Source organism: Archangium gephyra, from assembly GCF_042230915.1.
In the GTDB taxonomy this organism is placed as follows: Bacteria; Myxococcota; Myxococcia; order Myxococcales; family Myxococcaceae; genus Archangium; species Archangium gephyra_B.
This window is the reverse complement of record NZ_CP102578.1, coordinates 1203482-1220575: the sequence shown is the minus strand read 5'-3', so window position 1 is coordinate 1220575 and position 17094 is coordinate 1203482. Positions and strand designations below refer to the sequence as shown.

Genomic DNA, 17094 nt, shown 5'->3' with positions numbered 1-17094 from the left:
TGAGTCACCGCACGGTGAAGGTGCGCGAGGTGCCCCGGTAGGGGCGCACCCGTCCATCCCAGCCGGACTTCCAGTCGCCCTCGTGGACGATGCGGTAGGAGCCCGGCGCCGCGTCCAGGGGAATGGCCCACTCGATGACGGCGTGCGAGCAGGCCAGGGTGGGCAGGCAATAGGCGCGCCGCCACGTGTACTTCGTCTCCCAGTCCCAGTCGTCCGCCACGTCCTCCCAGAAGAGGCCCACGCGGCGCTGCACGCGCAGGAAGGTGCCCTGGAGGCGGACGTTGTTCTTCGGGTGCCCGCTCCAGAAGGTGACGCGCACCGTGTCTCCCCGCGCGTAGGACTCGCGCGCGTCGGCGAAGACGTCCCCGAAGCCCACCCACAGCGGCTTGTCATCGAAGAGGACGCCGGGGCGCAGCCGGCTCTGCTGGTGGCACAGGTCGCGCGGCGTGGGGCCCGGCGGCACGGGGGAGGCCTCGCGCAGGGCCCGCGCCAGTGCGTCGAACTCCTGCTGGAGGGCCGCCAGCGTCCAGGGCCCGAAGTGGGTGGAGGCGCCCTCGTACTCCTGCCGGGCGTACTCCTCGCGGGTGGCCACGTAGCCGGCGTAGGCGTTGGACAGGCCGGCGATGACCACCTCCGTCACCCCCGCGGGTGCCAGCCGGGCCCGCACCGTCTCGCGCAGGCGGCGCCCCGCCATGGTCGTCAGCTCGAAGGGCACCGCCACCAGCGCCACGTTGCCCAGCGTGACGAGCTGCAGGGGCAGCACCTCGGGGCTCCACGGGAAGGGCTGCATCGAGCCCATCTCCAGCGCGATGGGCTTCTCCGCCTGGCAGGCCGTGGTGGTGGTGGTGCAGGTGAAGGCGCTCCACACGTCATGGATGGCGGCGCACGTCGCGCCCTCGCCCCCGCCCACGCCCGGCCCGTCCTCCGCGCCCGACAGCATGGAGAGGCCGAAGGCCGCCGGGCAGGTGTGCGCCGCGGGGCCTCCCGTGAAGGCGGGCCGCACCTCCACGTCATCCATCTTCACGAAGACGTGCCGGTAGTCCACGCCGCCCGTGAGGGGCGTGGTGGCGCTCGCGTAGAGGGAGGCGGCCCGCTCGTACTGCTTGCGGCCGGAGAGCGCCGTGCTCTCGAAGTCGTCGCGGCCTCCGCCGTCCTCGCCGCCGAAGATGTTGGGCGTCACGTCCCCCTCGTTGGCCTGCGCGAAGGCCGCCACGAAGGTGTCCCCGGTGGCGTCGTAGCGCGTGCCCTTCGACTTCTCGAAGAGATAGGAGGCATAGCCCTTGTTGTCGCCGCTGATGTACTGGTGCTGCTGCCCCATGGAGGTGGGGTGCACCGCGAACCAGTTGAGAAGCCCCACCTCCGCGCCCGAGTCCTTCGTGAAGCGCAGCAGCGTCATCTGCTTGTCCGTGTCGGACGCGTAGCGCGCGCGCTCCTCGGGCGGGTTGAGGCGGTAGGCCTCGGGGGAGCGGTTGCGGCTCGCGTCGAGCAGGTCCCCCGCCGCCAGGGTGATGCGGCCCGGTGCCAGGTGCTCGTGGGCCCGGACGATGGACTGGTAGATGCCCTGGACGATGGCGTCGAAGTTCTTCGGCTCGAAGCCGAACGTGCTCAGGTTGTAGAGCGCATAGTGCGAGTAGCCCCCCGGCCCGCTGTGCGTGTGGGTGGCGCTCAGCACCACGTTCTCATCGGAGTAGAGGGCTCCGAAGGTGGCCTTGAGCCGCTGCACCACCTGCTGCTTCACGCCCTGGAAGAGCATGCCCAGGTCCGCGCTCACGAACACCACGCGCTTGCCGTTGCACGGCGAGGCGATGACGAAGGCGCGCGAGCGCAGGCGCTGGTGGATGCCGGCCGTCTGCTGCTTGAGCTCGACGTACCCCATCATCCCCACCTCGGCGGCGGGGCCGGTGATGTCGTGGATGCCACTGCCGATGAGGAACGACTGCTGCCCGGCACAGGTGCCACCGAGCCCCTGGCCGCCCTGCCCCACGGGGAGCCCCCCGTCCGTGCGCACCTCGCGCGAACCGCGCTGGCCGCAGGCGGCGAGCAGCAACACCAGGGCGAGCGCACCCAGACGGATGATGGACGAGCGCACACCGACCTCCAGGAAGAGCCGGGCCACGGCCCTCCCTGGAGGTTAGGAACTCAGGAGGCCATCGGCAGCGTCACGCGGAAGACGGTCCCCCGCCCCACGGTAGAGGTCACGGTGAGGGTGCCACCGAGCCCCCGGAGGAGGTCCCGGCTCACGGAGAGCGCCGGCCGGGCCTCGTGCGGGGTGAAGCCCGGCTCGAAGATGTGCGAGAGCTGCTCGGGTGGGAGGCCGGGCCCGGTGTCGTGCACCTCGACCACCACGTAGCCTCCGCCCGCCTCGCGGGTGACCAGGCGGACCTCGTTCTCCTCGGTGTCGCCCCCGTCCCGCAGCGACAGCACCGCGTGGAGCACGAGGTTGAGCAGGGCCTGACGCAGCCCGCCCTCGCTGCCGGCGACCACGGCCCGGGACCCGTAGTCGCGCACCAGCCGCCCGCGCGAGCGCAGCGTGCTGGACACCATCTGCCCCACCGAGTCGAGCAGCGTGTTCAGGTCCACCGGCCCCTGGCTGGACTCCGAGCGGAAGCTGCGCAGGTGGCCGATGAGCTGGCGCAGCCGCTCGGCGCCCTCGCGCACCTCGCCCACCGCCTCGCGCCACTCGGCCACCTGGGGGGCCGGAGCGGACCCGGCGATGTCCCCCATGCTCGAGAGCAGGTAGTCGAGGTTGGCGAGCATGAAGGCCAGCGGGTTGTTCATCTCGTGCGTGAAGCCCGGCACGAGCATGGCCAGGGTGGCCAGCTTGTCCGACTGCTGCAGGCGCGCCTGGAGCTGGCGGCGCTCGGTGACGTCCGTCAGCGTGCCCAGCACTTCGCCCTGGCCGGTGGGCGAGCTGTGCGCGGCCAGCTCCACCCAGCGGGGGCCCCCGGCCGCCAGCAGCTTGAGCTCGAGCCGGAAGGAGGCCTGCACGCGCGCGGCGATGGCATCCAGCAGGGCCTGCACGCGCGGCCGCTCCTCCGGGTGCACCATCTCCGCCAGCGGCTGGCCGAGCACGTCCTCCACGGCCAGCCCGGTGAGGGCCGTCCACGTGGGGCCCAGGAAGGTGAGGTTGCCCTGGCCGTCGAGGTGGAAGACGACCTCGCTGAGCTGCTCGGCCAGGAAGTGGTAGCGCAGCGCGTCCGCGGACAGGCCGGAGCGCAGGCCCTCCGCGAGCGCGAGCATGCCCATGCGGGACAGCGCACTGGGCGACGGGCTCTCGGCCTCGAAGGCCATGGCCTGCGACAGCTGCTGGTACGCCATACCGCGCTCCTTTCCCCCGGGGAGCTGCTCAATCGGAGATGGAGGGCAGCATAAGACCCACGAATGAAACCACGTCAATTCGGGATCGTGCCCCGTCTCCCGGTTTCTCAGGAGTTGACAGAAATCCCGAGAAAAGTCGGGTGGTTACCGCTCGGAATCGTCCGGTGGTGACCAGGAGGCACTGGGAGTGCCGGAGCGGCGGCGCTCGCGGCGGTCGCCGATGACGCGGGCGGGGACGCCGGCGACGATGGCCCAGGGAGGCACGTCCCGTGTGACGACGGCCCCCATGCCCACGACGGAATGATCGCCCAGGCGCACCCCATCGGTGATGCCGGCGTTGGCGCCCACCCACACGTCCTTGCCGAGCACGATGCCGCGCGAGGTGACGGGCTGCTCGCGCACGGGCCGGTCCGGGGCGAGGCCGTGGTCGAAGGCATAGAGGGTGGCGCCGGTGGCGATGCGGCTGCCCTCGCCGATGTGGATGCCTCCGGCCCCGCCATCGAGGCTGACGCGCGCGTTGAGGCTCACACTGGCCTCGAGCACCACGGGCCCGTGCACGAAGGAGTGGGCGGCGATGCTCACGCCGGGGCCGATGATGCGGATGGGCCGGCCCGGCTCGGCGAACAGGTTGGCTTCCGGGGAGATGAAGCAGCCCTCGGCGATCTCCACCGTCTCGAGCTCGCGCCACCTGTCCTGCACCTCCTTCTGCCAGGCCTCGGCCCAGGCGCGGTGGCGCGGCTTGAGGGTGAAGTAGAGCCACGGCATCCACGAGAGTCGCTGCTTGTGCTGCTCACGGCGGCGGGCGTCGAGATCGTCCACGGCGTTTGACTACCACGGCCACGCACGGGTGTTGAGGAGGGTGACACGCCGTGCTACCCGCCTGGCCTCCACCTGAAGACCCCTATGGCGCCCGCAAGACTCCTCGTCCCGATCCTCGGCGTGCTGCTCGCCTCGTGTAGCGTCACCCGCCACAGTGCGGCTCCAACTGATGCGGAGCTCACCGGCTACGTGCTCGTCCTCGAGGAGTCGCCCGGCGGCCAGGTCACCTACGACTGGCGGCAGGCCGAGGAGTTCGACCTTTCGTGGTACCGGTTTCCCACCAGCGCCCGTGCATCGACGTATGGACGCATCGTGCTCGCCGCGAAGACCTACACGCGCGACTGTGATGCGGAGAACGACCAGTGCATTGAGATGTGCATGAGCCGTCCTCTGCCTCGAGGCTTCGGACACATCAGGTCCGGGGGAAGGGGAATGGGCGGAAAGGCAAAGTGGTGCCGCGAGCAATGCCGACAAGCCTACGACGATTGCCGGGAGTTGGAGAGCCGTCAGCGCTAGGAGTTCTCGGCCGTGGACGAAGCCGTTGACTGGTTGAAGCGCCATCAACAGGGCCTCCTGGTGGGCAGCATTGTCGTCATCGCCGGAGTTGCCTTCGTCACGGTTTCCGCTGGAGCGGGGCTCGTGGTCCTCGCACCCGCGGTGCTCCTGGCATCCTGACGAGCCCTGCTCGGCGCCACATCACCGAGGCATGACATGAGACCCAAAAGCCCCATCCTCGAAGCCATCAACCTCCTTGGTTTGATTCATGAGAAGACCGAGTCCGCGGAGGAGAAGGAGTTGCTCCTCACCGCGGCCGACGCGCTCGGATTCATCAACATGACGGGCCAGCAGTACGAGTTCGACGACTACCGCCAGGAGTTCAGGACCGAGGGGCCCGAAATGGTCGTCGCCTCCTTCGCAACGCGCGAAGAGGCGGGGGCGTGGCTGAAGAATCATCCCCGACCGCCCTACCTGGCCCTCGTGCTGATCGCGGACCAGTACCACGTCGTCATGTATGACCGTGATGACAACTTCCGCAAGCTGGTCTCCACCCACTCCATCGAGTACCACCTCGAGGAGATGATGAAGGACGGCCGTCCTCCTCCGGTGGCCAGCTTCGACACCCGGGAGCAGGCCCGGGCCTGGTTCTACAGTCTGCCCGAGCGGCCCTCACAGGCCGTCATCCAGCTCGGGAGCGAGCCCTATCTCGCGGCGTACCATCGCAACATCGACCACCTCGCCTTCCACCCCTTCTCCCTCCTCGAGCCGTTCGAGCAGTGGCGCAAGACGCTGGACGAAAAGAAGGACACGGAGGAACCTGGGCCACAATCCTGACTGGGCTCGGCCCCACCTGCAGACCCATATGGTCCCCGCAAGACTCCTCGTCCCGATCCTCAGCGTGCTGCTCGCCTCGTGTAGCACCACCCGCTACGGCGCCGCCCCTGCGGCCGAGGAGCTCACCCACTACGTGCTCGTCATCGAGAAGTCGCCCGGCGGCCGGGTCACCGAGCACTGGCGGCAAGCCGAGGAGTTCGACCTTTCGTGGTACCGGTTTCCCACCAGCGCCCGTGCATCGACGTATGGACGCATCGTGCTCGCCGCGAAGACCTACGCGCGTGACTGTGATGCCGAGAACCGTCAGTGCATCGAGATGTGCATGAGCCGCCCTCTTCCCCGGGGGTTCGGACACACGACGTCTGGGAATCGGGGGAAGGGTGGAAAGCTGGAGTGGTGCACCAAGCAATGCCAACAAGCCTACGACGATTGCCGGGAGTTGGAGGGCCGTCAGCGCCAGGAGTTCTCGGCCGTGGACGAAGCCGTCGACTGGTTGAAGCGCCATCACCAGGGCCTGCTGGTGGGCAGCATTGTCGTCATCGCCGGAGTGGCCTTCGTCACGGTTTCCGCCGGAGCCGGGCTCGTGGTGCTCGCACCCGCGGTGCTCCTGGCATCTTGATGACCCCTGCCGGATTGCCGCTCCATCACCGAGGTACCGCATGCAAGACGAAGCTCCCACGTTCGAGGCCATCAATCTCCTCGGCCTGATTCTTGAGAAGACCGAGTCCGTGGAGGAGAGGGAGTTGCTTTTCACCGCGGTTGATGCGCTCCGTTTCATCGAAACAACGGGCCAGCAGTATGAATTCAATGACTACCGTCAGGACCTGATGACAGAAGGGCCCGCGATGGTCATCGCCTCTTTCGCGACGCGCGAAGAGGCGGAGGCGTGGCTGAAGAACCACCCCAAACCACCCCGTAGGGCCGCGGTGCTGATCGCGGACGAATACCACACCGTCTACTATCGGCGGGACACCAACGACCGCAGGCTGGTCTCCACCCACTCCATCGAGTACCACCTCGAGGAGATGATGAAGGACGGCCGTCCTCCTCCGGTGGCCAGCTTCGACACCCGGGAGCAGGCCCGGGCTTGGTTCTACAGTCTGCCCGAGCGGCCCTCACAGGCCGTCATCCAGCTCGGGGGCGAGCCCTATCTCGCGGCGTACCATCGCAAACTCGACCACCTCGCCTTCCATCCCTTCTCCCTCCTCGAGCCGTTCGAGCAGTGGCGCAAGACGCTGGACGAAAAGAAGGATCCAGAGGAGCCCGGGCCCCGCTCCTGACCCTCGCGAGTCCCCCCGCCGGAAGGGCCCCGGGCGGACAGGCGGGCCCCGTCTCAAGAAGTCCTGTGAAGTGTCCATGTGGTCGGGCATGGTTGGCGCGAGTCTCCTCTGCGGAGAACGAACCCATGAAGGTTGCCCCCCCGCATCCCCAGGAGGAAGCGCGCCTCGCCGCGCTGGATACCCTCGAGATCCTCGACACGCTGCCGGAGGCCGGCTTCGACGAGCTGACCCGTCTGGCCTCGCAGCTGTGCGGAACCCCCATCGCCCTGGTGTCGTTGGTGGACCACTACCGGCAGTGGTTCAAGTCCCGCGTCGGGCTCGACACCCCCGAGACGCCGCGCGAGCTGGCCTTCTGCGCCCACGCCATCCTCGGCGAGCAGCTCTTCGTGGTGGAGGACGCCCACAATGACGAGCGCTTCCATGACAACCCGCTCGTCACCGGGGGACCCCACGTGCGCTTCTACGCCGGCATCCCCATCAAGGGCGCGAGCGGCCTCAACATGGGCACCCTGTGCGTCATCGACCACCAGCCGCGCCACCTCACCCCGGACCAGGTGCACGCGCTGTCCGTGCTCGGGCACCAGGTGGAGGCCCAGCTGCAACTGCGGCTTCGGGTGCGCGAGTTGGAGCGGCGCGAGGCGGAGCTGCGCTCGCAGCGCGACACCCTGGCCAACATCCAGCGCCAGAAGGACGAGCTCATCCACAAGGTGATGCGCGACTTCAGGGCGCCCCTCTCCAGCATCCTCACCAACGCCGCCTTCACGCTCTACCGCCCGCACCTGCCCGAGGAGGTGCTGCGCGCCACGCGCGACATCCGCGACGCGGCCGACGGCCTGCACCGCACCGTGTCCAACCTGCTGGACGCGAGCGGTGACGAGGAGGCGCTCCCCCTCAACGCCACGCCGTTCGACGCCCACCTGCTGCTCTCCGAGGTGGCGCGCGACTTCCAGCAGCGCCTGGTGAGCTCCCCGCGCCGCTTCACCCAGGCCGTGAAGCTGGTGGAGCCGCTGCTCACAGCCGACCGGGAGCTGCTGCGCCGCGTGCTCGTCAACCTGCTGGACAACTCCTTCCAGTACACCGCCATTGGCAGCAGCCGGGTGACGCTCGAGGCCTCCAACCCCGAGCCCGGCCTGCTGGAGCTGCGGGTGCGCGACGAGGGCCCCGCAATCCCCCCCGCCGCGCGCGCCCACCTCTTCGACGCCCACCTGCCCGACGCGCACACCCCCGGCACCGGGCGGGCCGAGGGCGGCAACCGGCTCGCGCTCGCCTTCTGCCGCCGCGCCGTCCAGGCCCACGGCGGCTGGCTCTGGGTGGAGGACAACCATCCCAAGGGCGTGGCCTTCTGCCTCCGCCTGCCCGTGCGCCCCCACGGGCCCCTCTTCTCCGGCTCATGAGGGCGCGGTGTCGCCCCGGGACTCCTCGCGCAGCCCGGGGCTGCGCCGCTTGACGGCACGCGCCACCACCGCCGTCAGCAGCGCCCACGCCAGCCCCGCCATCCACCCGCCCAGCACGTCCGTCGGGTAGTGCACCCCGAGGTACACCCGCGTCAGGCCGATGAGCAGCGTGAGCGTCAGCGCCACCCCCACCAGGTACGCCCGCAGCCACCGCCGCTCCACGAGCTGCGCCAGCAGGGCCCCCAGCGTCAGGTAGACGATGGCCGACAGCATCGCGTGCCCGCTCGGGAAGCTCTCCGTCAGCACGTGCGTGAGGTGCGGCACCACCGAGGGCCTCGGCCGGGCGAACAGGCTCTTGAGCAGCGTGTTCACCAGCGCCCCGCCCACTGTCGAGCCCACCACCAGCGCCAGCGTCCTCCAGCGCCGCACCAGCACCAGGAAGCCCGCCACCGCGCACACCACCAGCGTCAGCACCGACACGCTGCCCAGCGCCGTCACGTCCCGCGCCCCCTCGGCCAGCCACCGCGGGCCCACCGGCTCCTCCGCGTTGTCCGCCCGCCTCAGCGACAGCAGCACCCGCTCGTCGAAGTGTTGCGTCTCCTGCTCTCGCACCTCGTCCGACAGCGCGATGAACCCCAGCCCCACCGCCACCAGCGTCAGCAGCGTGGCCAGCAGGCCGATACCGTCCGCTCCCATCCTTCCGTGGAAGCGCTCCCACAAATCCCGCGGTGTGAGTCGCATGGTCTCACTATGGCCATACACCCGGTGCGCTCCCACCTTCGCGGAGCCTTCGCGACCTCGCCCTCCCGCCTCGCACCGCCCTTGCGTGCGCTCCCCGACACTGCGCCCCCGGGATTCGTGCGCTCGATGGCAGACGGCGCGCGGTGGGCTTGGGGTTGGAGGGATGGATCACCAGATTAGCGGCACCATGTTGTGATCGAGCTGGGCACGTCAGCCGCTCGGAATACCCTTTCCGGGAGGCCTTCCCGGCCAGCTCCAGGGAGTGATGGTCCCCATGACCGCTTTCGCTACCGCCACCGCGACCCCGCCCAACTACAAGACGGGCCTCATCAACAAGGTCTTCTTCATCCGCTGGGAGCAGCCGCCCAGCGCTCAGGACCTGTTCGTCGTGGACAAGCGCTTCCGCGAGGCCTACGAGGCCTACCGGCAGCAGCTGTCCGTCGTCGTCATCACCGGGGCCAAGGCCCGGGTGCCCAACGGCGAGCAGCGCAAGGGCCTCTTCACGCTGCTGGAGAACAACCGCAAGTACATCTGCGAGCTCCACCTCCTCATGGAGGGCAACGAGCTGCAGCACAACCTCCAGCGCATCATCGCCTCGGCGCAGCTCATCGTGACGCGCATCTACGACAACAACTACGCGCGCCTGCACAAGAGGGCCGACGACATCGCGCCCTTCCTCACCACCCGGCTGAAGGTGGATGGCAACCGCATCATCAACGACGCGCGCCTGCTGGGGCTGGTCGCCTAGACAGAACTCGCAACTTCAGACAGACAAGCAAAACCAACCAGCCTCTCAAAAGGCTGTCCGTCAGCCGACAATCCCTGTCACTTCGCGGCTCCCCATTCCTTCCGGGGTAGTTGATTCCAGACAGCAGGTGGCACTGGACAGAAGCACCGTCCAGCGCGCCACACACTGGAACTTCAACCGGGAGAGCAACCACATGGGGCGCGACACCGCCGTCTATCGCTTCATCCAGGCGGAGGGAGAGCTACGAAGACGGGCCATTGCCCTGCATCGCCAGCGCTACATGGAAGTCGGCTTCATGCCGTCAGACTTCCAGGATCCCTACGAGAAGGGCTCGCGCTACTTCGTGGCCTGGCACGAGGAGACCCAGCAGGCCGTCGGGGTCTGCCGGCTGGTCCTCCAGGAGCTGCGGACCCTGCCGACCTACCACCACTTCGAGCTCTTCGAGCACGAGCGGAGGGGCCTCGAGCAGTGGAAGCCCGGCACCTATGCGGAGCTGGGAGCGCTCACGAAGCTGCCCCACCACGCCGATGTGACGCCGGGATTGATCGCCACCGCCCTGGCGCATGCCTCCGCCCAGGGGATGAGCCATGTGCTGTGTTGCATCGACCAGCGGCTCTTCCAGAGTGTGCGGGCCCATCTGGGCATCCCCCTGCAAGTCATCGGACGGGAGCGGCTGTTCTACGGCTCGCTCAAGATTCCGTGTGTCGTGCACATCTCCGACACCCTGGAGCAGCTGTGGGTCCACAAGCCCCAGGTGCTCCAGCGGCTGGCGCCGCAGCCGGGTGCGCCCGGGGACGTGGCCCTGCCGGGCAGGGCGGCCTGAGGCACGGCCCACCGGCCGTGGAACGAGGCAGGCGCGCGGCCCTGGCGGACCTGGCCGCGGGGGCTAGCGCACCATGCAGACGTAGTAGTTCTCGCCGTAGTAGTCATCTCCGTCCGCGGCGAGCGCATGCGAGAAGCCCAGGCGCCGCAGCGTGTCCACCAGCGCGTCCGGCTCGAAGAAGGTCACCATCTCGTTGGGGTCGGTGACCAGCCGGCGCGTCACGTCCACGTGGTAGGTCGTGGCGGCCTGCAGCGCCTCGTCCCAGCGGCCCTCCGCCTTCCACTCCTCGATGGAGCTCACCATCACCTTGCGCAGGTCCGGCCGCCGCCGGGGCCCGGTGGTGATGACCACGCCGCCCGGCTTGAGGTGCTCGAGGCTCTGGCGCAGGACCTCCTCCGGCTCGCGCACGTAGAAGAGGACGTTGTTGAGCAGCACCGCGTCCGCCTCGCCCGGCACCTCGCGGGGGAAGGTGCGCACGTCCCCCTCCAGCACCTTCCAGCGCCGGCGTGCCTCCTCGGGCGCCCGGGCCTGCTTGCCCACGGCCAGCCCGAGCATCGCCAGGTTGTTGTCGAAGCCCACCACCGTGTGCCCCCGCTCGACGAGCGGCTGGCTCACCAGCCCCGTCCCACATCCGGCGTCGATGATGTACTTGCGGCCCTCGGTGTCGCGCAGAATCTTCGCGACCATCCGGCGGTAGCAGTTGAGCTGGGAGCAGATGGCATCGTAGCTCCTGGCGAATTCGGTCCAGATGTTGTCGACCACGGCGGCCCTCGCTCTGGCCCGGGGCCATCCCGGGCGAGGGCTCACAATCTAAGGAGCCGGACAAGGGCCGGGAGTCCCCCGGTGGAGCAACGCGCCTCCCAAAAAGAAACGGGCCCCGCGTCTCCGCGAGGCCCGGGCACGGCGGTGAGGGCAAAGCCCCCCCGCGCTCAGTGTGTCTTCATCCACTGGTAGATGGGCTCCCACACGGCCGTGGCGGCGTCCTCGGCCAGGAACAGGTCCGCATGGCCGTAGTCGGCGCCGCGGTAGGCCTCCGGCAGCCGCTGCACCATGTGGACGCTCACGTCCTTGCTGCCCAGCAGCTTCGTGCTGTGCACGCCGTAGCCGCCGAAGCCGCCACCCGCCCCCACGTACAGCACCGGCACCTTCACCTGCGCCAGGTGGTCGTCATACGGCAGGCTCTCGTCACCGCACATCATGCGATCGCTCTCCACCATCTCCGTGAAGCTCTGGAAGGGGCGGGCGGTGCTGAGGAAGTCGAAGAACGGCTGATCCTTCACGTACTTCAGCTCCGTCGGCAGGCCGCCCGCGCCGAAGTCCTTCGCCTGGGTGAAGTGGTAGAAGGGCACTGACGGGTGGATGCCGTACGCCTCATTGGTGAGCAGCGAGAAGGTCGCCGCCCCCACGAGGACGCCGAGCTGCCGGAAGTTGATCGGCGGCAGCTCGATGCCCGGAATCTGCGCGGGAGCGTCCGGCCAGTAGGTGGCCGCCTGCCCCACCTGGAGGATGGCCATGCCCGCGCCCGGTCCCGACAGGTTGCCCTCGACGCGGCCCGACTGCAGCACCATGCCGCCCACGGCCGCGCGCACGCAGGCCCACTGGCGCTGCTGCTCGCCCTCCGGCCCGAACTTGAGCACCGAGTCCACCGGGATGAAGCCGCTCACGTGGCGCTGGCCCGGCGGCAGCTGCGTCTCCGCGTTCATGTAGGCGTAGGCCACCGTGGCCCCGCGGCTCCAGCCCAGCAGGTTCATCTTCTTGTTGCCGCTGCCCGTCAGCGTGCGCACCGCCCGCGCCACCGTCAGGCCCGTGCCCACGTCCTGGGCGTGCGTGCCCAGGTTCCAGCCCTTCATGAAGGAGAAGTCCTGCGTCTCCTGGGGCACGTGCGTCCAGCGCAGATCGATGCCCCACACGTCCACGCCCTTCTGCGCCAGGTACACGGCGATGGACTGCTTGTCCTCCACCGAGGGCGAGAGCGTGCTGGACATGAAGGCGGCCTGGAAGTTCCAGGCGTCGCCATGCACCATGAAGAGGGACTCGGGGGCGCGCACCGGCCGCCACGCGCCCTTCTCGCGCACCACGCGGTGCAGGGTGATGACGTCGTTGGCCGTGCCGCCCACCTGCAGGCGGATGCGGTAGTGGTAGACGTCCCCCACCACCTGCTCGCGCTCGAAGCCGCTCACGAAACGGGCTCCCTCCGCCCCCACCAGGCAGCTCGGGCAGTCGGAGACCTGGAGCATCGACTGCTCCTGCCCCAGCTCCTCGGCCGCAGCAGGCAACGTCTCGGAGACGGGCGTCTCGGCACCGCACCCCACCAGCGAGAGCAGGGCAATCGGGACGATGTGGCGGAGATTGAAGCGCATGAGTTCCTCAAAAAAGAGTTTCTTCCTGGCTGGAGAAGCAACGTTGCTGCCACCCGGCCAACCCCACTTGCACGTGCCAGAGAGCAGGAACCGCGCCAACCCCTCAAGCCCGCGAAAAGACTGGAACGCCCTCAGGAACGTGCCGTCACCGCTGAAACATGACGCTTATATTAAACAAAGGAAAGCCCGAATTTCAAAGGGGTCGGACATAACGCGTCGAAGTTGAAACTCGTGCTTCAACAATGAATCAGAAATCGTGCAATCCCCGCGAGGTATGACAGCCATGTCCGCTGGGGAGCACCGTGGATCACGACAGCGCTGTCCGGAAAGCCGCGTGAAGGCGTGAACGGGGGCCGCACACGTGGCTTGTAGCCCTCGGGAGCCGGGCCCACACTCCGCGCCCCTGGAGGAGAGCCCCATGAGCTTCGCCACCGTCGACCCCACCACTGGTAGGACGCTGCGCACCTTCACGCCCCACACGCCGGACGAGGTGGAGCAGCGGCTGCGGCGGGCCGAGGAGACGTTCCGCACCTTTCGCCACACCTCGCTGGCCGATCGCACCGGGTGGATGCGGCGGGCGGCGGAGTTGCTGGAGGGCGAGGCGGACGCCTACGGGCGGATCATGACGCAGGAGATGGGCAAGCCCCTGGAGGCGGCGCGCGCCGAGGCCCGCAAGTGCGCCACGGCCTGCCACTACTACGCGGAGAACGCGGCGCGCTTCCTCGCGGACGAGCCGGTGGACACGGCGCCGGACAAGAGCTTCGTGCGCTACCAGCCGCTCGGGCCGGTGCTGGCCATCATGCCGTGGAACTTCCCCTTCTGGCAGGTGGTGCGCTTCGCCGCCCCGGCGCTCATGGCCGGCAACGTGGGGCTGCTCAAGCACGCGCACAACGTGCCCCAGTGCGCGCTCGCGCTCGAGGAGCTCTTCCTGCGCGCGGGCTTCCCCCAGGGGGTGTTCCAGTCGCTGCTGGTGGACGTGGCGGGGGTGCGCCGGCTGATTGAGGACGCTCGCATCCGCGCGGTGACGCTCACCGGCAGCGAGGGCGCCGGGCGCGACGTGGGCCAGCGCTCGGGCCAGCAGCTCAAGAAGGTGGTGCTGGAGCTGGGAGGAAGCGATCCCTTCGTGGTGCTGCCCAGCGCGGACCTGGACAAGGCGGTGGAGACGGCGGTGAAGGCCCGCCTCATCAACAACGGCCAGTCCTGCATCGCCGCCAAGCGCTTCATCGTCACCGAGCCCATCTATGAGGAGTTCGAGCGCCGCTTCGTCGAGCGGATGCGCCGCGCCGTGGTGGGAGACCCCCTGGACGCGAAGACGGAGGTGGGCCCGCTCGCCATGGAGAGCATCCGCGACGGGCTGCACGCCCAGGTGGAGCGCAGCGTGGCCGCGGGAGCGAAGCTGCTGCTGGGCGGCCTCAAGCCCTCGGGGCCGGGCTTCTGGTACCCGCCCACCGTGCTGGCCCAGCCGCCGCCGGGCTCGCCGGCCTATACGGAGGAGATGTTCGGCCCGGTGGCCGTGCTCTTCCGCGCGAAGGACGCCCGGGACGCGCTGCACCTCGCCAACGACTCCCCCTACGGGCTGGGCTCGAGCGTGTGGACGCGCGACGAGGCCGAGCAGCAGCTCTTCATCGACGGGCTGGAGGCCGGCACGGTGGCCGTCAACGGCATGGTGGCGAGCGATCCGCGACTGCCCTTCGGTGGGGTGAAGGCCTCGGGCCACGGGCGCGAGTTGGCGCGCCATGGGCTGCTCGAGTTCCTCAACATCAAGACCGTGCGCCTGTCGGACCCCTCGGGGCCCGCGCCCGCGCCGACCCAGGCCCAGGCGAACGAGTAGGGCTCCGCCGGGTAGGGACGGCCTTCTTCGAGCCGGGCGATCTGCGTCCAGGAGCCCGGCGTCCGGGCTGTGAGGAAGTCACCGGCTCGTCCAGTACGTCGGAGAGGCTGTGGGCGTGCAGGGCCCGCTCGAACCAACGGTCGAGCGTGGCCAGGTCCGTGCACCTCCGGAGGCGCTGGCGGGACTTGTCATCCACACGCACGCCCCGGGCGGCGAGGATCCGAAGCACCGCTTGGGCCGTTCCCTTGGCTATTCCCCTGGCCTGTCCTTCGGCCAGTCCCATCCGGCGTCCCTCCGCCCGAAGCTGCCTTCCCGACGCCCACATCAGATGCTCCCGCTCCGATCGCCTCTCTCTCATCACCAGACAACCTAGCAGCTGGCGGATGACCTCACAAGTCACCCCCATCGCCCCATCCCGGAGGTAACGGATGACCGCCTCCAGCTCCCTCGGGCCCTGGGGCGAGGCATAGACCTCCCGGAACAGGTCTACCTGCTGCATCAGCCGCCTGTTCAACTGCCGGGTGCTCGCCAGGCGCAGCAGCACCAGGGCCAGCCTCACCAGGGGCGGGCAGGCGAGCCTCTTCAACTCCCGCTCGCTGTGGGTCATCAGGTCGTACAGCACGTACTCCAGGCGCAGCAGGTGCTTCAGCCATCCCTCCCGTCGTGCCTCTTCCAAGGAGATTTTCAGCAACTCCTCGAGCCGCCGGGGCGCCGTCCAGGGTCCCCGAGGCCCGTGGTAGAGCACCACCGGAAGGATGAGCGGCTGCGGCCCGCCGCGCGGGTGCTGCTGCTCCCACTGGTCGATAAGGCGCGACACGTACTGACGCATGCGTGCCGCCATGCGCCCCTCCACGCGGGACTGGTGCTCCAGGAGGATGAAGGCCCGCCGCGAGCTGCCGCGCAGCTGGACCGAGAAACTCAAGTCACCTCGGGTCTCGCGGATGGCCGAGTCCACGAGGGCCGTGGGGTGGCTGCGCAGGGTGGACCAGTCCACCCGGGCGGCAAACCCCGGGGGCAGCAACGCGTGCAGCAGGGCCGCGGCCCGCTCGGAGTGCTCCAGCACGTAGCGGATGAAGCGGTCATGAGGTCCAGACATGGCGAGGGGCCCGGAGCACGCGCCGGGCCAACTCCACCGGAGAGGCAGCCGGCGTGACAGACACCGTCCACGCCGGTGGAAACCGTCTCTACCGCGTCGGCACCCGCTCCCGGGGCGGCGCGTCGCGGTGGACCTCCTCCAGGGCCTCGGCCACCGCGTCCATCTCCTGGCCGAGCTGCTCCACGCTGCGGCGCAACCCCGCTCCCGCCACGTCCGCTCCCGCCGCGTCCGCCGAGCGCACCCGCAGCACCTGCGTGTAGAGGTTCTCCAGCGTGTAATACAGGCGCATGTGCTCGGCCTCCAGCCGCGAGGCCGCCGTCGCCAGCTCCGCCCGCTGCTTGCGCTGCTCGTCCAACAGCCGCAACGCCCCCTCCAGCCGCTCCTTCACCACCCCGTCATGCTCGGACTCCACCCGCGCCGCCAGCCGCGCGCGCTCCTCCTCCAGCCGGCGCTCCTCCTCCGGCGGGCTCAACGCGCGCAGCTCCCGCTCCCGCCTCGCCAGCTCGTGGCAGCTCTTGCGCAGCCCCTCCACCGTCTGCTCCGGCTGGTGCACCACCTCCCGCAGCACCCCGGGCCCCGCCCGAAACTCCGCCAGCAGCTTGTCGCACAGCCCATCCACCCGCGCCGTCCGCGGATCCTCCGCCTGCCGGGGCGCCTCGGCCCTACCCCGTGCCTCGGGCGCCGCGTCCCGGGCCGCCTCCCGCGTCTCCTCCTCCGAGCCCAGGCCCTGCCGCTGCCCCTCCTGGAGCTGCCGGTGCTGCCGGGCCCGGCCGAGAATCCCCGCCGACGCCGCCCCCATGCCCAGCGCCACGAAGATGAGCCACCACAGCTCGTGCACGTTCAGTACCGCCATCCCCGCCATCACCAGCCCCACCAGCGCGAACACCCACCCCATCAGCGGGTTGGCCTCCTCCAACTCCCGCTGCCGCCTGCGGGCGCGCTGCTCCTCACGCAACCGCTCCCGCGCCATGCGCCGCTCCCACTTGCGGCGCTCCTTCTTCTCCAGGTGCTCGCCCCACGAGCCCACCTGATCCGCCCACTTCTCCACCCCCTGCGCCCACTTCTCCACCCCCTGCGCGTGCCGCTCCGCCCACTTCTCCACCCCCTGCGCCCACCGCTCCACCCCCTTCTCCACCCCCTCGGCGTGCCGCTGCGCCCACTTCTCCATCTCCTCGGCGTGCTGGCGCTCCCACATCTCCTTCCACTGGGCGTGGCGCTTCTGGCCCTCGGCGAGGGCCTCCATCATGCGGCGCAGGTGCTTCTGGAGGGGCAACTCGGGCGGCGGAGGGGGCGGTTGCGGAGCCATGGCTGTCTCCCGGCGGCGGCGTTAGGTCACGGTGTTACACCGGGTG

The 17094-nt window shown here is 69.5% G+C and carries 17 protein-coding genes; 9 read left to right on the top strand and 8 right to left on the bottom strand.

Features of this window, described 5'->3' with window-relative positions:
• Nucleotides 1-4 precede the first annotated feature (4 nt).
• The 3 genes from NR798_RS05060 to NR798_RS05050 form a co-directional block, all read right to left on the bottom strand.
• On the bottom strand, nt 5-2089 hold the full coding sequence (locus NR798_RS05060) for a neutral/alkaline ceramidase (RefSeq protein WP_375773723.1): 2085 nt from the start codon (nt 2087-2089) through the stop codon (nt 5-7).
• 50 nt (nt 2090-2139) lie between these two features.
• On the bottom strand, nt 2140-3318 hold the full coding sequence (locus NR798_RS05055; protein WP_375770271.1) for a nitrogen regulation protein NR(II): 1179 nt from the start codon (nt 3316-3318) through the stop codon (nt 2140-2142).
• Between the two features lie 144 nt (nt 3319-3462).
• Complete coding sequence (locus NR798_RS05050; RefSeq protein ID WP_375773722.1) at nt 3463-4083, bottom strand: acyltransferase; 621 nt, start codon at nt 4081-4083, stop codon at nt 3463-3465.
• Between the two features lie 138 nt (nt 4084-4221).
• Here NR798_RS05050 and NR798_RS05045 point away from each other — a divergent pair, with 138 nt between their 5' ends.
• From NR798_RS05045 to NR798_RS05020, 6 genes are all read left to right on the top strand, one after another.
• Nucleotides 4222-4653 (top strand): hypothetical protein, encoded by a 432-nt coding sequence (locus NR798_RS05045; RefSeq protein ID WP_375770270.1) that lies wholly within the window; start codon nt 4222-4224, stop codon nt 4651-4653.
• A gap of 12 nt (nt 4654-4665) precedes the next feature.
• Complete coding sequence (locus tag NR798_RS05040) at nt 4666-4812, top strand: hypothetical protein (protein WP_375770269.1); 147 nt, start codon at nt 4666-4668, stop codon at nt 4810-4812.
• A 36-nt stretch (nt 4813-4848) separates the two neighbouring features.
• On the top strand, nt 4849-5469 hold the full coding sequence (locus NR798_RS05035) for a head protein (protein WP_375770268.1): 621 nt from the start codon (nt 4849-4851) through the stop codon (nt 5467-5469).
• A 28-nt stretch (nt 5470-5497) separates the two neighbouring features.
• On the top strand, nt 5498-6088 hold the full coding sequence (locus NR798_RS05030; RefSeq protein WP_375770267.1) for a hypothetical protein: 591 nt from the start codon (nt 5498-5500) through the stop codon (nt 6086-6088).
• 40 nt (nt 6089-6128) lie between these two features.
• Nucleotides 6129-6749: a head protein gene (locus tag NR798_RS05025; RefSeq protein WP_375770266.1), complete on the top strand. Its 621-nt coding sequence runs from the start codon at nt 6129-6131 to the stop codon at nt 6747-6749.
• 125 nt (nt 6750-6874) lie between these two features.
• Nucleotides 6875-8143, top strand: a complete 1269-nt coding sequence (locus NR798_RS05020; RefSeq protein ID WP_375770265.1) for an ATP-binding protein — start codon at nt 6875-6877, stop codon at nt 8141-8143.
• Here the strand turns inward: NR798_RS05020 and NR798_RS05015 are convergent.
• Nucleotides 8138-8839, bottom strand: coding sequence for a phosphatase PAP2 family protein (locus NR798_RS05015; RefSeq protein WP_375770264.1), 702 nt, complete (start codon nt 8837-8839; stop codon nt 8138-8140). The genes NR798_RS05020 and NR798_RS05015 overlap by 6 nt on opposite strands.
• A 319-nt stretch (nt 8840-9158) precedes the next feature.
• Between NR798_RS05015 and NR798_RS05010 the strand changes: the two genes are divergently transcribed.
• Both NR798_RS05010 and NR798_RS05005 read left to right on the top strand, forming a co-directional pair.
• Entirely contained in the window at nt 9159-9632 is a 474-nt protein-coding gene (locus NR798_RS05010; RefSeq protein ID WP_375770263.1) for a DofA protein, read from the top strand.
• A gap of 127 nt (nt 9633-9759) precedes the next feature.
• On the top strand, nt 9760-10455 hold the full coding sequence (locus tag NR798_RS05005; protein ID WP_375770262.1) for a hypothetical protein: 696 nt from the start codon (nt 9760-9762) through the stop codon (nt 10453-10455).
• A gap of 63 nt (nt 10456-10518) precedes the next feature.
• Here the strand turns inward: NR798_RS05005 and NR798_RS05000 are convergent, their stop codons facing one another.
• Complete coding sequence (locus NR798_RS05000) at nt 10519-11217, bottom strand: class I SAM-dependent methyltransferase (protein WP_375770261.1); 699 nt, start codon at nt 11215-11217, stop codon at nt 10519-10521.
• A 167-nt stretch (nt 11218-11384) separates the two neighbouring features.
• Nucleotides 11385-12815, bottom strand: coding sequence for a hypothetical protein (locus NR798_RS04995; RefSeq protein WP_375770260.1), 1431 nt, complete (start codon nt 12813-12815; stop codon nt 11385-11387).
• Nucleotides 12816-13233: 418 nt separating this feature from the next.
• On the opposite strand from NR798_RS04995, the gene NR798_RS04990 reads away from it, so the two are divergent.
• A complete protein-coding gene (locus tag NR798_RS04990; protein WP_375770259.1) occupies nt 13234-14646 on the top strand; it encodes an NAD-dependent succinate-semialdehyde dehydrogenase in 1413 nt (470 codons plus the stop codon).
• Here the strand turns inward: NR798_RS04990 and NR798_RS04985 are convergent.
• The gene (locus NR798_RS04985; protein WP_375770258.1) at nt 14576-15742 is read right to left on the bottom strand and encodes an Rpn family recombination-promoting nuclease/putative transposase; all 1167 of its coding nucleotides are present in this window, start codon (nt 15740-15742) and stop codon (nt 14576-14578) included. The two genes, NR798_RS04990 and NR798_RS04985, sit on opposite strands and share 71 nt — an antisense overlap.
• Nucleotides 15743-15830: 88 nt before the next feature.
• Entirely contained in the window at nt 15831-17048 is a 1218-nt protein-coding gene (locus NR798_RS04980) for a hypothetical protein (RefSeq protein ID WP_375770257.1), read from the bottom strand.
• Nucleotides 17049-17094 lie beyond the last annotated feature (46 nt).

Coding starts and splice junctions, on each gene's coding strand:
- NR798_RS05055 (WP_375770271.1), bottom strand. CDS start 3,318: ATGGCGTACCAGCAGCTGTCGCAGGCCATGGCCTTCGAGGCCGAGAGC.
- NR798_RS05050 (WP_375773722.1), bottom strand. CDS start 4,083: ATGCCGTGGCTCTACTTCACCCTCAAGCCGCGCCACCGCGCCTGGGCC.
- NR798_RS05045 (WP_375770270.1), top strand. CDS start 4,222: ATGGCGCCCGCAAGACTCCTCGTCCCGATCCTCGGCGTGCTGCTCGCC.
- NR798_RS05035 (WP_375770268.1), top strand. CDS start 4,849: ATGAGACCCAAAAGCCCCATCCTCGAAGCCATCAACCTCCTTGGTTTG.
- NR798_RS05030 (WP_375770267.1), top strand. CDS start 5,498: ATGGTCCCCGCAAGACTCCTCGTCCCGATCCTCAGCGTGCTGCTCGCC.
- NR798_RS05025 (WP_375770266.1), top strand. CDS start 6,129: ATGCAAGACGAAGCTCCCACGTTCGAGGCCATCAATCTCCTCGGCCTG.
- NR798_RS05020 (WP_375770265.1), top strand. CDS start 6,875: ATGAAGGTTGCCCCCCCGCATCCCCAGGAGGAAGCGCGCCTCGCCGCG.
- NR798_RS05015 (WP_375770264.1), bottom strand. CDS start 8,839: ATGGGAGCGGACGGTATCGGCCTGCTGGCCACGCTGCTGACGCTGGTG.
- NR798_RS05010 (WP_375770263.1), top strand. CDS start 9,159: ATGACCGCTTTCGCTACCGCCACCGCGACCCCGCCCAACTACAAGACG.
- NR798_RS04995 (WP_375770260.1), bottom strand. CDS start 12,815: ATGCGCTTCAATCTCCGCCACATCGTCCCGATTGCCCTGCTCTCGCTG.
- NR798_RS04990 (WP_375770259.1), top strand. CDS start 13,234: ATGAGCTTCGCCACCGTCGACCCCACCACTGGTAGGACGCTGCGCACC.
- NR798_RS04985 (WP_375770258.1), bottom strand. CDS start 15,742: ATGTCTGGACCTCATGACCGCTTCATCCGCTACGTGCTGGAGCACTCC.
- NR798_RS04980 (WP_375770257.1), bottom strand. CDS start 17,048: ATGGCTCCGCAACCGCCCCCTCCGCCGCCCGAGTTGCCCCTCCAGAAG.